A 15539-nucleotide genomic window follows, 5' to 3' on the forward strand; every position below is an offset into this window, starting at 1 on the left:
TCGGTCCCCGGGTGCACACTGTCGATATGGCCGAGCACTCGCAACCGGAGTTCTCGACCGCCATGTTCTCCAAGGCGACGAGCGAGTGGTTCGACGGCGCGTTCCCCGCGCCGACCTCCGCCCAGCTCGGCGCCTGGCAGTCCATCGCGGCCGGGGAACACACCCTGGTCGTCGCGCCGACCGGGTCGGGTAAGACCCTGTCGGCGTTCCTGTGGGCGATCGACCGGCTGGCGAGCCGGGAACCGTCGGACCAGCCGCGCGGTACCTCGGTGCTCTACGTGTCACCGCTCAAGGCGCTGGCCGTCGACGTCGAACGGAATCTGCGGGCGCCGCTGGTCGGGGTCACCCAGACGGCCAAACGGCTCGGCTCCGAGCCGCCGGATATCAGCGTCGGCGTGCGGTCGGGGGATACCAGCCCCGCCGATCGCCGGTCGATGCAGCGCAAACCCCCCGACATCCTCATCACCACCCCCGAATCGCTGTTCCTGATGCTCACCTCGGCGGCCAGGGAAACCCTCACCGGGGTCGGCACGATCATCATCGATGAGGTGCACGCCATCGCGGGCTCCAAACGCGGCTCGCACCTGGCGCTGTCGCTGGCCCGGCTCGACCTGCTGACCGAGCGGCCGGCCCAGCGCATCGGTCTCTCCGCGACGGTGCGCCCGCCCGAGGAGGTCGGCCGATTCCTGGTCGGCAACGCGCCGATCACCATCGTGTCCCCGCCCGCGCCGAAAACCTTCGACCTGTCGGTGCGGGTTCCGGTCACCGATATGACCGAGATCGGCGACTCGGATCAGCCCGGTTCGATCTGGCCGCACGTCGACGAGGCCATCGTCGACCTGGTACTCGAACACCGGTCATCGATCGTCTTCGCGAATTCCCGTCGCCTCGCCGAACGACTCACCGCCCGGCTCAACGAGGCCTACGCCGCCCGCGTGGGCGACCCGGTCGACACCGCGCACGGCCCACCCGCCCAGTTGGGCGCCTCCACCGAGGTGGTGCACGGCGCGGAACAGTTGCTCGCCCGCGCGCACCACGGATCGGTGAGCAAGGAGCAGCGCGCCGTCATCGAGGACGATCTCAAGAGCGGGCGGCTGCGCTGCGTCGTCGCCACCAGCAGCCTGGAACTCGGCATCGATATGGGTGCGGTCGACCTGGTCGTGCAGGTGGAAGCGCCGCCCTCGGTGGCGAGCGGGTTGCAGCGGATCGGGCGGGCCGGACATCAGGTCGGCGAGATCTCCAAGGGCGTGCTGTTCCCCAAACACCGCACCGACGTCATCCACTGCGCCGTCACCGCGCAGCGGATGCTCGGCGGACAGATCGAAGAACTCGCGATTCCGGCGCACCCGCTCGACATCCTGGCCCAGCAGACCGTCGCCGCCTGCGCGCTGGAACCGATCGACGTCGACGCCTGGTTCGACACCGTGCGCGGCACCGGCAGTTACGCCGCCCTGCCGCGCTCGGCCTACGAATCGGTGCTCGACCTGCTCGCCGGGCGCTATCCGTCCGACGAATTCGCCGAATTGCGGCCGCGGCTGGTCTGGGACCGGGACGCGGGCACCCTCACCGGGCGCCCGGGAGCCCAGCGGCTGGCCGTCACCTCGGGCGGCGCGATCCCGGATCGCGGCATGTTCGCGGTGTACATGGTGGGTGAGAAGAATTCGCGGGTGGGCGAACTCGACGAGGAGATGGTCTACGAATCCAGGGTCGGCGACGTTTTCGCGCTCGGCGCGACCAGTTGGCGGATCGAGGAGATCACCTTCGACCGCGTCCTGGTGACACCCGCCTTCGGGCAACCGGGACGGCTGCCGTTCTGGCACGGCGACGGCCTCGGCCGACCCGCCGAACTCGGTGCCGCACTCGGGGAATTCGTGCGCAAGGCGGGGAAGGTGAACGTCCCCGGCCGCGGAACGGCCTCCGCCCCCGACACTTCCGCGTCATCCGGCGACGGCTTCGACGCACTCCGTTCGAGCGGGACGATATCCGCCACGCTGCTCGATATCGCGCGGTCGGCGGGCCTCGATGTCAACGCCACGACCAATCTCGCCGCCCTGCTGGACGAACAGCGCACCGCGACGGGCACGCTTCCCACGGACAAGACGCTGGTGGTGGAGCGTTTCCGGGACGAACTGGGCGATTGGCGGCTGGTGCTGCACTCCCCGTACGGGCTGCCGGTGCACGCGCCGTGGGCGTTGGCGGTGGGCTCGCGGCTGCGGGAACGTTTCGGTGTCGATGTCGCGCCGAACGCCTCCGACGACGGCATCGTGGTGCGACTACCCGACACCACCGACGAGCCGCCCGGCGCCGATCTGTTCGTCTTCGAACCCGACGAGATCGACGAGATCGTCACCGAACAGGTCGGCGGCTCTTCGCTTTTCGCGTCCCGATTCCGTGAATGCGCCGCCAGGGCCTTACTGCTGCCCCGGCGCGATCCCGGTAAACGCGCACCGCTGTGGCAGCAGCGGCAGCGGTCGGCGCAACTGCTCGACGTGGCCCGCAAATTCCCCGACTTCCCCATCCTGCTGGAGACCGTGCGCGAATGCCTGCGCGATGTCTACGACCTGCCCGCGCTGCGTGATCTGCTCGGCCGGGTCGCCAGGCGTCAGCTGCGGTTGATCGAGGTCGAGACCGCGACGCCGTCGCCGTTCGCGAGTTCGCTGCTGTTCGACTACATCGGGCAGTTCATGTACGAGGGCGACAGTCCGCTGGCCGAGCGGCGCGCCGCCGCGCTGTCGCTGGATTCGAGTCTGCTCGCCGAACTGCTCGGCCGGGTCGAGCTGCGGGAATTGCTCGACGCGGAGATTCTGGAGCAGACCGAGCGGGAACTGCAACGGCTCACCCCCGAGCGCAGGGCCAGAGACGCCGAAGGTCTGGCGGATCTGCTGCGGTTGCTCGGGCCGCTCACGGCGGACGAGGCGGGGCAGCGCTGCGTCCGTGCCGACCGTCTCGAGGACGAGGCGAACGACACCGACCTCGAGACATCCGACAACCCGACGCGAAACGGCCCAGAGGACGATTCGACGGCCGCGCCGGACCACCACGCGTGGTTCTCGGAATTGCGAACGAGCAAACGCGCGCTCGAGGTCAGTTTCGCGGGCCGTACCTGGTGGGTCGCGGTCGAGGACGCGGCACGACTGCGCGACGCCCTGGGCGTCCCGCTTCCCATCGGCACGCCCGCGGCGTTCATCGAACCGGTCGCCGACCCGCTCGGCGACCTGGTCGGGCGCTATGCCCGTACCCACGCGCCGTTCGGCACCGAGGCCGTCGCCCGGCGATTCGGCATCGGGACCGCGGTCGCCGCCACCGCGCTGCACCGGCTGGTCGCCGAGAAACGTATCGTGGAAGGTGAGTTCACGCCCGCGGCGACCGGTTCGGAATGGTGCGACACCCAGGTGCTGCGCCGTTTGCGGCGTCGCTCGCTCGCCGCGGCGCGGCACGAGGTGGAACCGGTCACCACCGCCGCCTTCGGACGATTCCTCCCGTCCTGGCAACACGTCGGCACCGGGGAACTGCGCGGGGTCGACGGCGTCGCCACGGTGGTGGAACAGCTCGCGGGCGTGCCGATTCCGGCCTCGGCCTGGGAATCGCTGATCCTGCCCGCCCGCGTCGGCGACTACTCACCCGCGATGCTCGACGAACTCACGGCCACCGGCGAGGTGATCTGGTCCGGGCACGGGGCCATCACCGCGAAGGACGGCTGGATCGCGCTGCACCCGGCCGAACACGCGCCCTTCACCCTCGCACCGCCGGACGAGATCGAACTCTCCGAAATTCACCTGCGGCTGCTGAACACCCTCGGGGCGACGATCGCGATACCGCCGCCGGTCGAATCGGACGGCGACCATCCGGCACCGCGCCTACCACCGGTCCTGCACGGCGGCGGCGCGTATTTCTTCCGGCAACTCTCCGACGCCACCGGACTGCTCGACGACACCGCGGTGTCGACCGCGCTGTGGGAGCTGGTGTGGGCGGGCGTCGTCTCGGGTGACACCTTCGCGCCGGTGCGGGCGCTGCTCTCCGGCACCACCCGCACCACCACCGCGCATCGCACCCCGCGCCGGGCCCCGCGTGGCCGCGCCTACCTGCCGCGCCCGAGCATGCCGACCAGGACCGGGCCACCCGCGGTGGCGGGACGCTGGTCGCTGCTGCCGGAGCGGGTGTCCGACAACACCGTTCGCGCGCACGCGACGGCCGACACCCTGCTGGAGCGCTACGGCGTGCTGACCCGCGGCTCGGTCCAGAACGAAGGGGTGCCAGGCGGTTTCGCGCTGATGTACCGGGTTCTCACCGAATTCGAGGACCGTGGGCGGTGCCGTCGCGGCTATTTCGTCGACTCGCTGGGCGGCGCGCAATTCTCCACCACCGATGTGGTCGACCGGTTGCGCTCCTTCGACACCGACCGCGTCCGGCCTGGTTCCCGGCGCAGCGCCACGGTGGCGGCACTGGCCGCGTGCGATCCCGCCAACCCGTACGGTGCGGCGCTGCCGTGGCCCAAGGGCGACGGCGAGGGCGGGCACCGACCCGGACGTAAGGCGGGCGCCATCGTGGTGCTCCTCGACGGCGAAGCAGTGTTGTACCTGGAGCGCGGCGGTAAGACACTGCTCACCTTCACCGAGGACCCGGACGCGCGCCGGGCCGCCGCGTCCGCCTTGGCCGATCTGGTGCGGACCCGTCGGGTCGACGCGCTGGTGATCGACCGGGTCGACGGAGATTCGGTGCACGGCAACACCTTCGCCGAATTCCTGACCGGTGCGGGTTTCTCGGCCACCCCGCGCGGTCTGCGACTGCGGGGCCATACGTGATCCGGTTACGGTCGTGTCATGCCCGAAGGTGACACGGTATTCCTGACCGCGGCCGGGCTGCGGCGGGCCCTGGTCGGAAAGACGCTGGTCCGCAGCGATTTCCGGGTGCCGCGCTACGCGACGGTCGATCTGGTGGGCGAACGCGTCGACGAGGTGGGCAGTTACGGAAAGCACCTGTTCATCCGAACGCCGCGGGTGAGCATCCACACCCATCTGAAGATGGAAGGTATCTGGCGGACCTACTGTGTCGGCGAACGCTGGACCCGTCCCCGGGTGACCGCGCGACTGGTTCTCGCCACCGACGACACCGAGGCCGTCGGCTTCTCCCTCGGCAAGGTCGAGGCCGTGCCGCGCGCGCAGGAGCATCTGGTGATCGACCATCTCGGCCCGGATCTGCTCGGCCCCAACTGGGATCCGGCCGTCGCGGTCGAGCGACTACAGCGCTACCCGGATCAGGCTATCGGCGTCGCCCTGCTCGACCAGCGCAATCTGGCGGGCATCGGCAATATCTTCCGCAGCGAAGTCTGTTTCCTGCGCCGGGTCCACCCCGCGACGCCCGTGCGCGATGTCCCCGATCTGCTCGCCCTGGTCAACGAGGCCCACCGCATCCTGTCCGAGGCCGCGCACTCGCCGCCGCGCCGGGAACTCGTCTACGGCCGTCAGCGTCGCCCGTGCCAGCGGTGCGGTACACCCATCACCGTCCGACCGCTGGCCGACACCACCCCGGCCTCCGATCGCATCACCCAGCACGAACGGGGGATCTACTTCTGCCCCCGGTGCCAGCCGCCACCCGAGTGATCGCCACCCTCACCGCTCGAGCAGATCCCGCAGCGCGTCGAGATCGCGGCGCACCCATCCGGCGTCGGTCTCGAACTCGTCGTCGGTGACCCCGGCGCGACGGAACAGGGTCAGCACGACGGTGGTCCCCTCCTCGTTGCCGATCGCGCGCAGTGGGATGTGCAGGGTCGAACCGTCGGGGAATCGCACCCGGTGGTCGGCGATGCCGAAGTCGTTGGGCGGGCTGAAACGGACGTAGGCGCTGCCCTGGGGAGCGTCGGCGAGCCATTCGCCCGGCTCGGCTCCCGGGTCCGCGCCCGCGGGCGCGAGTCCGCCCGCCAGGCCGGTGGCCCAGGACGGATAGTTCGCCGGATCGCCGAGGAAGGCGGCGACCGTCACGAACGGCTGTGCGATATTCACGCTGACATGGCGCACGGGTCTGGTCACCATTCGACCCTACGACGACGGACTCCTGCTCGCCCGCGACCACGGATCGCGGGTCCGCATGTTCCCGGCCCACCACGCCGGGGAGCTTCGCGCGCTGCGATAGGTCGCGGCGTGAGCTCAGCCATTGACTGCACCTCACCCGCCCTCTAACTTACAAATTGGAAGTTAGGGTGAGGGAGTATGGCTGTGAGCGATTCGAACGATCCGCGACGGTACGTGGTGATCGGCGGCGGACTGGCGGGGCTCGCGTCGGCGGTGTGGCTGGCCGAGGCGGGTAAACAGGTCACCCTGCTGGAGCGACGCGGCCGACTCGGCGGACGCACCCACGCCATGAAAGCCGAAGCGGCCGAAGATCTTCCCGATAACGGGCAACACGTGATCGCCAGCGGTTACCACCACCTGTTCCGGTATCTCACCAGCGTCGGCACCAGGCGTTTCGTCGCGTTTCCCCGTGGCGGCACCCTGCGCTGGCCGGACGGCCGCTCGGCGACGATGCGGACCACCGGTCTGGGCGCTTGGCGCACTCTCACCGGACCGCATCCCGACGCCACGGCGCTGGACCGGGTCCGCACCGCCCTGGCCACCGCGCGGCTGGGCCGGCAGTGCCTGCGTCAGCCCGCCGATCTCGTCGACCTCACCACCGCGCAGTGGTTCGACCGGGTCGGTATGCCCGCCACCGCGCGCGAGGCCGTCTGGGATTGGCTGGCACTCGGCATCGCGGCCGAGCCGGTGCACCAGGAATCGGCCAAGGTGTTCGCCGATGTGCTCGCGACCGGTATCCGGCTGGGAATCAAGGATCGCAAAGGTGTCAACATCGGCTACCCCACCACCGATCTCGACACCCTCTACGTCACCGGCGCGCTCGAGGTCTTCGCGCGGCACGGGGTCGAGGTGCGCCACCGGGCGGTGGCGCGACGCATCCATATCGCCGACGGGAAGGTGACCGGGGTCGCGCTCGCCGACGGTTCCGTCGTGCCAGCCGACGCGGTGATCTGCGCGGTGCCCAACGCGAATATCGGCGGCCTGCTCGACGAACTGCCCGAACACCCCGAGATCTACGCCGCCGCGGACAAATTGGGTCACACGCCGATCGTCAGCACCAACCTCTACCTGGACGGGCCACTCGGCACCGACAGCGAATTCGAGGCGCTGATCGGCGGCACCGGCGTCATCGACGAGGTCTTCGACCGGCAGCTGATGACCGGACGCAGCACCGAACGGGCCTGGCTGTACTGCCTGACCACCAGCGGCGCCTACGAGCAGATCCACAAATCGAACGAGGAGATCGTCGCCGAACAACTGGCCATGCTGCGCCGCTACTACCCCGCCGCCGCGGCCCTGAAAGTGGTTCAGGCCCAGGTGATCCGGATGCCGAAGGCCACCTTCTCCCAGGTTCTCGGCACCCACGGCCTGCGCCCGGCCCAGCGCACCTCGGTACCGACCCTCGCACTGGCCGGTGATTGGACCGCCACCGACTGGTCCGCGACCATGGAGAGCGCGGTGCAGAGTGCCGCGCGGGCGGTGGATCTGCTGCTCGCGCTACCGTCTGAGTCGTGAGCACCGAGCGTCGCCCCGCCGCACCGCCGCGGACGAGTACGGCGCCCGCCGATCCGCCTCGCGCCGACGCCGATTCGGCGTCGACACCGCGGCGGCGCATGTCGGCCACCGATCGGCGCGCCCAGCTCCTCGACATCGCCCGCGACATCGTCGCCGCCGAAGGTTTCGCCGCGGTGACGATCGAGCGGGTGGCGCGGTCGGCGCCCGTCGCGCGAGCCCTCGTCTACCAGCAGTTCGCCGACCTGTCCGGGCTGATGACAGCGCTGCTGAAACGCGAGAGCGAGATCGCGCTCGCGGGGATCGGCACCATCGACCCGCTGGCTGTCGACGGGAACACCGACCGGTCGAGCACGGACGATGTGGACCGGGTCGGCCGGGCGATCCTCGCCTACTTACACGCCGCCCCGACCAGTTGGCAGATCATGCTCAGCCCACCCGACGGCGGACCGCCCGGCCTGCGCGAGCGCCTCGACATGGGACGCGCCTACGCCAGGGTGATCGGCGCGGACCACCTGTCCCGCTATGCGGGAGTCACCGTCGACGCGGACGGCCCGACCCAACGCCTTCTGTTGGCCGCGATCGAGGAGATCGCGCGACTGCACCTGGCCGACCGGCGGACCTATCCCGACGAACTCGTGCTGAGCTACCTGCGTTCCCTGGTCGACTGGGCGACCGCCATGGAAGCTCCGCCCGCCTCGACCTGAGACACTCCCGGCGTGCGACAACTCGACGCCGTCCACCTGGTTGCGCACGAGGGACTACGCGGGCCGAGTAGCACCACGGGGGCACACCGCCGACCTGGTTGCGCCCACGGACTACGCGGGCCGAACAGCACCACGGTCACACGCCGCCAACCCTGTTGCGCCCACGGACTACGCGGGCCGAACAGCACCACGGTCGACACCGCTCCGGAAACATGGCGACCGCGCCGGGGCAGGCTCGGTTGCGCGCCCTGTCCACCGGAGGCCGCGCGAGCGCCGCTCCCGAGAGCGTGAATCCGCTCAGCTGTCCAGCGGCACCGGTTCGAGGAGTTGCGGTCGGGGTTCGGGGGCTGCGGCGCGCAGGGCGTCGGCGGAGGTGTCGTCGGGCTGGTTCTGCGAGTGGATCTCCGCTTCCACCCTGGCCTGATAGGTCTTGACCTCGCGCTCGACATCGGATTCGTCCCAGCCGAGCAGGGGGGCGACCAGTTGGGCGACCTGCTCGGCGCAGTTGGCGCCGCGGTGGGCGTATTCGATGGCGATCCTGGTGCGGCGGGCGAGGATATCGTCCAGGTGCAACGCGCCTTCGGCCGCCACCGCGTAGACCGCCTCCACCTGGAGGTAGGCCGGTGCGTCGGTGATCGGTTGCAGCAGTTCGGGTTTGCCGTCGGCCATGGCGATCACCTCGTCGACGAGGGAACCGTAGCGATCGAGCAGATGTTTCACCCGGTACGGATGGACGCCGTAGGTTTCGGCCAGATGCAGGGTCTGGTTGACCAGGGCGAAATAGCCGTCGGCGCCCAGCAGCGGCACCTTCTCGGTGATGGACGGCGAGACGCGGGCCGGAATGTCCTGTGCCGCTTCGTCCACCGCGTCGTAGGCCATCACCCGGTAGGTCGTGTACTTGCCGCCCGCGATGGCGACCAGACCGGGCGCGACCCGCGCCACCGCGTGTTCGCGCGACAGTTTCGAGGTGGAATCGCTCTCCCCCGCCAGCAACGGCCGCAGGCCCGCGTACACACCGTCGATATCGGCGTGGGTGAGCGGCGTGACCAACACCTCGTTCACCCGGTTGAGCAGGTAGGCGATATCGGCGTTGGTAGCGGCCGGGTGGGCCAGGTCCAGATTCCAATCCGTGTCGGTGGTGCCGACGATCCAGTGCGCGCCCCACGGGATGACGAACAGCACCGAGGTCGCGGTGCGCAGGATCATCGCGGCGTCGCTGACGATGCGGTCGCGCGGCACCACGATGTGCACGCCCTTGGACGCGCGGACGTGGAACCTGCCCCTGCTGCGCGCCAGCGACTGCACCTCGTCGGTCCAGACGCCCGTCGCGTTGACGACCACGTGCGCGCGCACCTCACCGGCGCGGCCGTCCTCGCTGTCGCGCACCCGTACACCCGTGACCCGGTCGGCTTCGCGCAGGAAGCCGACGACCTGGGTGGAGGTGCGGATCACCGCGCCGTAGTGCGCGGCGGTGCGCGCGACCGTCATGGTGTGCCGCGCGTCGTCGACGACGGTGTCGTAGTAGGTGACGCCGCCGATCAGCGAGTCGCTCTTGAGCCCGGGAGCCAGCCGCAGCGCGCCGTGCCGGGACAGATGATGCTGTCCCGGAACCGATTTCGACCCGCCCATGGAGTCGTAGAGCACCAGGCCGGAGGCGACGTAGGGCCGCTCCCAGAACCGGCGGGTCAGCGGATAGAGGAAACGCAGCGGTTTCACCAGGTGCGGGGCCAGCGTCGACAACGCCAGTTCGCGCTCGCGCAGCGCCTCGCGCACCAGTCCGAATTCCAGCTGTTCCAGATAGCGCAGACCGCCGTGGAACATCTTCGACGAGCGACTCGACGTGCCGGAGGCCAGATCGCGGGCCTCGACCAGGGCCACCTTCAGACCGCGGGTCGCGGCGTCGAGCGCTATACCCGCACCGACCACACCGCCGCCGACCACCACCACGTCGAAATGATCCTTGCCGAACCGCTCCCACGCCGTACGGCGCTGCTCGGGCCCGAGAAACTGTGAATCCGGCTTCGTGGTCATGCTCGCCTCCTCGCGCCGACGGCGCAATCGCCGGCTGTCGATGTTGGTGTGGCACGCGCGGTCGGGCTGTTCCACTTCCAGGCTATGCGACTGGGCACACGTCCAGCGGCGGGCCTGACCCGTGTCGCCGAGCGCTACCCACCGGTATCCGAATCCACCCTAGTGCGGGTGGCGCGTGCGCGCGCGGCGTGCGGAAACCACGGCGGGCGCGCTCCCGGCGGGCCCTGTCGTGGACCGAGTACGACCGCCGCATTCGGACATGACACGCCCCGGGTTTAGTAGCCTGCTCGAATGCGTCGCTATGTGGCCGCCATCGATCAGGGCACGACATCCAGTAGGTGCATCGTCTTCGACCGGCACGGCCGCGTCGTCGGGGTGGCCAAGCGGGAGCACGAACAGATCTTCCCTCGGCCCGGCTGGGTCGAGCACGATCCCGAGACCATCAGGCGCAATACCGAGTACGTCCTCGGCGCGGTACTCGAACAACTCGATCTCACCGCCGCCGATATCGCCGCGGTCGGGGTGACCAACCAGCGCGAGACCACCGTGGTGTGGGACCGCGCCACCGGCGAGCCCATCCACAACGCCATCGTCTGGCAGGACACCCGCACCGATCGCCTCGTCACCGAATTGGGCGGTGACCTCGGCCCCACCCGCTATCAGGACCGCACGGGACTGCCACTGTCGACCTATTTCGCCGGGCCGAAACTGCGCTGGATCCTCGACCGGGTCGAAGGAGCGCGCGAGCGCGCCGAAGCGGGCGAACTGTGTTTCGGCACCATCGACAGCTGGCTGCTGTGGAATCTCACCGGCCGACACGTCACCGATGTGACCAATGCCTCGCGCACCATGCTCATGGATCTGCGCACACTGCGATGGGATCCGCGGATCTGCGCGGAATTCGGTGTGCCGGAGGCGATCCTGCCGGAGATCCGCAGTTCGTCGGAGGTCTACGGGGAGATCACCTCCGGTCCGCTCGCGGGCGTTCCGATCGCGGGAATCCTCGGCGACCAGCAGGCCGCCACCTTCGGCCAGGCCTGCCTGTCCCCCGGTGAGGCCAAGAACACCTACGGCACAGGCAATTTCATGTTGCTCAACACCGGGACCACCCCGGTCCTCAGCAAACACGGACTGCTCACCACCGTCTGCTATCGCCTCGGCGATCAGCCCGCCGTCTACGCGCTGGAGGGGTCGATCGCGGTGACCGGCTCGCTGGTGCAGTGGTTGCGCGACAATCTCGGCCTCATCTCGAGCGCCGAGGAGATCGAACCGCTGGCCCGCAGCGTCGAGGACAACGGCGGCGCGTATATCGTCCCCGCCTTCTCCGGCCTGTTCGCGCCGCGTTGGCGACCGGACGCCCGCGGTGTCGTCGCCGGACTCACCCGATTCGTCACCAAGGCCCACCTGGCACGCGCGGTGCTCGAATCCACGGCCTTCCAGACCAGGGAAGTGGTCGACGCGATGCGCGCCGACGCCGAATCCCAGCGTCTCGGACTGGAATTGACGACACTCAAGGTGGACGGTGGCATGGTCGGCAACGATCTGCTCATGCAGTTCCAGTCCGACATCCTCGATGTCCCCGTGGTACGCCCCGTGGTCAACGAGACGACCGCGCTCGGCGCCGCGTACGCCGCGGGCCTCGCCGTCGGCTACTGGCCGAGCACCGACGACATCGTGGCGAACTGGACCGCGGACACCACGTGGCGGCCGACCATGTCGGCCGAGGTCCGCGAGGCCCACCTGACGGCGTGGAACAAGGCCGTCGAGCGCACCTACAACTGGGTGGACTGACCGGAAACCACCCGCGCGCGGGCGTGCGCCCGCGCCAGCCGATCGACGGCCTTCTCCAAGACCGGCGCGTCGGAGGTGGTGAAACACATCCGCATCGAATGCGTGTAGGCGCTGTCGACCGTGAAGGCCGCCCCGGGAACGTAGGCGACACCTTCCTCGAGCGCGCGCGCCAACAGCGCCGAGGTGTCGGTGCCGTCGGTGAACGAGGCCCAGACGAACATGCCGCCGGAGGCGTCGGTACAGGACAGGCTGTCGCCGAACGTCGCGCGGACGGCGCGGACCAGCGCCTCGGCGCGGGTCCGGTAGGTCGCGCGGACCGTGTCGACGTGTGCGGTGAGCCACGCGTCGTCGGCGAGGAGGTCGGCCGCGATCTGCTGGGTGAGCGCCGAACCGCACAGGTCCGCCCCCTGTTTGAGGAGTTCGACGGCGCGGCAGACCCTTTCGGGCGCCGTCATCCAGCCCACGCGCAGGGTCGGCGCGATGATCTTGGAGGCGCTGGAGAGGCGAATCACATTGCGGGAGTGGGCCGCCACCGGCTCGGGGGGCGCGGCGTCGAACCACAGCTCGCCGTAGGGGTCGTCCTCGATCACCCAGAACCCGTACGCGTCGGCGAGTTCGGCGAGCTCCCGGCGACGCCGCGAGCTCATGGTGACCCCGCCCGGATTGTGAAAATTGCTGACCGTGTGCACCACGGCGGGACGCTCACCGCGGGCGAGCAGTTCGCGCAGCACGTCGACGCGCATCCCCTCGCCGTCCAGCGGCACCGCGACCAGACGCGCGCCCGCTGCGCGGAAGACTTGCAGCGCACCGACATAGGCCGGATCCTCGACGACCACCAGGGCGCCCGGGTCGAGCAGCACCTCGGCGAGCAGCGAAAGCGCCTGCTGCGAGCCGTGTGTCACGAAGACCTCGTCGAGCGCGACCGCGCGGCCGATCCGCGCCGACTCACGCTCGGCCAGCACGGCGCGCAGTGGCGCCCACCCCGGCGATTCGGTGTACTGCAACACCGCGGTGTCGGTCAGCGCTTTCGCGGCGGCCTCGGCGATCCGCTCGCTCGGCATCAGCGCGGCGTCGGGCAGCCCGCCCGCGAGGCTGATGATCTCGGCGCGCGAGGTCAGTTTCAGCAGGTCGCGAATCGCCGAACTCTGCAACCCGTCCAGTTTCGCGGACAGCGACGGTCGATTCGACGACATGGAAACCTCCGGGGGACGCCACGGTTCTGGTCAGGTCCACCATCGCACAGCGTGACCAGAATATGAAATTCGCTTCCCGAAATATGGGATTTCTAGTCTTGGAACGGGGTCTACCAGCGACGAAACGAAGACGGGCTGCCACCGCGACGTAATGCGCGATGACAGCCCGATGCGAGAGAACGGCCGGTCAGCCGCGCTCCCGGATGGCGAAGATCAGGATCCTGCCGTCACGGTCGACGGTGCTGACCGTCTGGCGGTACACCGTGGTCGTGCCGTCGGGCCGATGTTCGGTCAGATCGACGTCGAAGGTGTCGGAGGCCACCTCGGTGATGCGCAGGCAGTGCGTCGTGCCCGCCGGGATCTGGTCGGTGATCGCGCCCTGGATGATGTCGGCCGACGAGATGTTCTCGGCGTCGGGGGCGACGTACCTGCGCACGCCCTCACCGCTGCGCTCGACGTAGAACGCGTGCTGGAATCCCAGGATCGCCGACGGTCCGCTCGACGTGTCGCCTGCGCCGTTGCCGACCGACACCTTGCCGTCGCGGCTGGCCGGACAACTCAAGGCCGCCGCCGTCGACGGCGGCGACGCCGTGGTCGACGCCTCGTCCTCACCGCCGCCCCTGCCCATCGCGACGATCGCCACGATCAGACCGATCAGCACGACGGCGGCCACCGCGACGCCCACCACCACGCCCCGGCCCTTACTCGCGGACTTGGTGGTCTCGGGCACGGGCCTACTCGGCGCGAGCCGCTTGGCGATCGGATCGTCGGCCCAGGACAGGCCGGACTCGCCGCCACGCGGTTCCTGCGGCGGCCTGGGCACCTCGCCGGAATCGGTCGGGCTCCACCAGTTGTCCGGTTCCGGCGCGGGGGCGGGATTCCGGTGGCGCGTGGTGGCGTCGGGATCGAAATCGGACTGCGGGGCGACCGGCGCGGAGAAGTCCGTCGTGTCGGGCGCGCGGTAGCGTGCGTCGGGCGGCGGACCCGCGGGTTCGGCGGCCGGTCGCCAGCCCAGTTCCGGATGATCACCCGGCGGTTGCGGAACCGACCAGGTGGGAACGGATTCGACGGTCGGAGGGCCACCCTCACGCAGCGGCGGACCGAAACCACCGGTCGGAGGACCACTGTCGTGCAGCGGCGGACCGAAATCGCCCGTCGGCGGACCACCGTCACGCAGCGGCGGACCGAAACCACCGGTCGGAGGACCACTGTCGTGCAGCGGCGGACCGAAATCGCCCGTCGGCGGACCACCATCGCGCACCGGCGGACCGAAACCACCGGTCGGAGGACCACCGTCACGCAGCGGCGGGCCGAAGCCGCCACCCGGGGCGCCACCACCCTGCGGCGGTCGCCCGAAATCGGTGAGGGGAGGGCCGAAGTCGCCCGTCGGCGGTCCGCCGTCATGCAGCGGACCACCCACCGGAGGGCCGAAACCGCCCACCGGAGGACCGAATTCCGACCGGCGCCTGCCGGATTCGTCGTCCTTCGCGTCGCCCTCGGAGACCACGACCCATCCTTTCCCCGTGACATACGAGTGGGGCGGTCGCGAACGACCGCCCCACCGTCGAATCAGCTCATGTCAGTACTGGACCGAGCCACCCCACTGGGTGGTGACGCCGGCGACATTGACCGTCTGCGGGATGACATCACCCGGTGCGATGATCGCGGGAAGTTTAACCTGCGCGGCGGCTTCCAGCGCGGCGGTTCCGCCCGGCTGCGCGGCGATCCACTGCTCGACGGCCGCCTTGGCCAAGTTCACCTGGGTGGTGTCGAGCACCGTGGTGGACTTGTTGTCCGCGAGACCTTCACCACCGGTGTAGCTGGTGATCTGAATGGTGTTGGCGCTGACGAACTCCACCGAGACACCGGCTTCGCCCGCACCGGTCGGCGTGCGGTATCCGACGGTGCCGACGTAACCGGCCGCATTGTTGAAGTGGTGGGTATTGGCCACGAAACCCGGTAGCAGGGTGCCGCCGTCGACGTTGGCGCCGACTTCGGTACGCGGACCGGTCATCTCGACGACCGGCGCGGCGGGCGCCGAATCGATACGCGGGGCCTCCCAGCGCGGCGGCTGCTGGATGAGCGTGTCGCTCTCCGGCTGCGCGGCCGGGGTGTCGGTGCCCGAACGGGGCGCGGTACCGGGGGTGCCCGGCTGCGTCGCACCGGGCACGGCCGGGGTGGCCTCGGGGCCGGGGGCCTTGGGATCCTCGGCGGTGGCGGGCTGCGCGGGCTGACCC

Annotated in this window: 10 protein-coding genes; 5 read left to right on the plus strand and 5 right to left on the minus strand. The window is 69.9% G+C overall.

Features of this window, described 5'->3' with window-relative positions; translation table 11 throughout:
• Window positions 1-26 precede the first annotated feature (26 nt).
• Window positions 27-4802: an Lhr family ATP-dependent helicase gene (locus tag JZ792_RS22170; RefSeq protein WP_216912916.1), complete on the plus strand. Its 4776-nt coding sequence runs from the start codon at window positions 27-29 to the stop codon at window positions 4800-4802.
• 18 nt (window positions 4803-4820) lie between these two features.
• Window positions 4821-5600, plus strand: coding sequence for a DNA-formamidopyrimidine glycosylase family protein (locus tag JZ792_RS22175; RefSeq protein WP_216912918.1), 780 nt, complete (start codon window positions 4821-4823; stop codon window positions 5598-5600).
• Window positions 5601-5609: 9 nt separating this feature from the next.
• Here the strand turns inward: JZ792_RS22175 and JZ792_RS22180 are convergent, their stop codons facing one another.
• Window positions 5610-6029, minus strand: a complete 420-nt coding sequence (locus tag JZ792_RS22180; RefSeq protein WP_216912920.1) for an SRPBCC family protein — start codon at window positions 6027-6029, stop codon at window positions 5610-5612.
• Between the two features lie 183 nt (window positions 6030-6212).
• Between JZ792_RS22180 and JZ792_RS22185 the strand changes: the two genes are divergently transcribed.
• Both JZ792_RS22185 and JZ792_RS22190 read left to right on the plus strand, forming a co-directional pair.
• Window positions 6213-7583: a hydroxysqualene dehydroxylase gene (locus JZ792_RS22185; protein ID WP_308165398.1), complete on the plus strand. Its 1371-nt coding sequence runs from the start codon at window positions 6213-6215 to the stop codon at window positions 7581-7583.
• Window positions 7580-8287, plus strand: coding sequence for a TetR/AcrR family transcriptional regulator (locus tag JZ792_RS22190; protein ID WP_308165399.1), 708 nt, complete (start codon window positions 7580-7582; stop codon window positions 8285-8287). Before JZ792_RS22185 ends, JZ792_RS22190 begins: the two co-directional genes overlap by 4 nt.
• 297 nt (window positions 8288-8584) lie before the next feature.
• Here the strand turns inward: JZ792_RS22190 and JZ792_RS22195 are convergent, their stop codons facing one another.
• Entirely contained in the window at window positions 8585-10318 is a 1734-nt protein-coding gene (locus tag JZ792_RS22195; RefSeq protein WP_216912924.1) for a glycerol-3-phosphate dehydrogenase/oxidase, read from the minus strand.
• A 291-nt stretch (window positions 10319-10609) separates the two neighbouring features.
• On the opposite strand from JZ792_RS22195, the gene glpK reads away from it, so the two are divergent.
• Window positions 10610-12109, plus strand: coding sequence for a glycerol kinase GlpK (gene glpK / locus JZ792_RS22200; RefSeq protein ID WP_216912926.1), 1500 nt, complete (start codon window positions 10610-10612; stop codon window positions 12107-12109).
• On the opposite strand, the gene JZ792_RS22205 is transcribed toward glpK, so the two are convergent.
• From JZ792_RS22205 to JZ792_RS22215, 3 genes are all read right to left on the minus strand, one after another.
• A complete protein-coding gene (locus JZ792_RS22205; protein ID WP_216912928.1) occupies window positions 12091-13302 on the minus strand; it encodes an aminotransferase-like domain-containing protein in 1212 nt (403 codons plus the stop codon). The two genes, glpK and JZ792_RS22205, sit on opposite strands and share 19 nt — an antisense overlap.
• Before the next feature lie 187 nt (window positions 13303-13489).
• Window positions 13490-14809 carry a DUF8176 domain-containing protein gene (locus tag JZ792_RS22210; protein WP_308165400.1) on the minus strand — a complete coding sequence of 440 codons (1320 nt, stop codon included), beginning with the start codon at window positions 14807-14809 and terminating at the stop codon, window positions 13490-13492.
• Window positions 14810-14881: 72 nt separating this feature from the next.
• Window positions 14882-15539 (minus strand): hypothetical protein (locus JZ792_RS22215; RefSeq protein WP_254190156.1); only part of this gene is annotated, 658 nt, incomplete at its 5' end.

It is taken from the genome of Nocardia noduli (assembly GCF_019038455.1).
Lineage (GTDB): Bacteria > Actinomycetota > Actinomycetes > Mycobacteriales > Mycobacteriaceae > Nocardia > Nocardia noduli.